The following is a 242-nucleotide window of genomic DNA, read 5'->3' on the forward strand; positions in this document are numbered from 1 at the left end:
CGCACGCTTTTACACGCCTGACGGTTTTCAAGACCGTTCCCTTCAGCCGGACTTGGGTAATCCTCCATTATTTACAATGGACCTTGTAGGACTTGAACCTACGACCACTCGGTTATGAGCCGAGAGCTCTAACCAGCTGAGCTAAAGGTCCAACAAGATCAATATAGCGGCGAAGGGGGATCGAACCCCCGACCTCCCGGGTATGAACCGGACGCTCTAGCCAGCTGAGCTACACCGCCATG

The 242-nt window shown here is 54.1% G+C and carries 2 tRNA genes; both read right to left on the reverse strand.

Annotation, left to right across the window (positions count from 1 at the left end):
* Positions 1-77: 77 nt before the first annotated feature.
* Positions 78-151 (reverse strand) — tRNA-Ile (locus SORDD27_RS09520).
* Positions 152-164: 13 nt separating this feature from the next.
* Positions 165-239 (reverse strand) — tRNA-Met (locus SORDD27_RS09525).
* Positions 240-242: the final 3 nt, after the last annotated feature.

This window comes from Streptococcus oralis, from assembly GCF_001579025.1.
Taxonomy (GTDB): Bacteria; Bacillota; Bacilli; order Lactobacillales; family Streptococcaceae; genus Streptococcus; species Streptococcus oralis_X.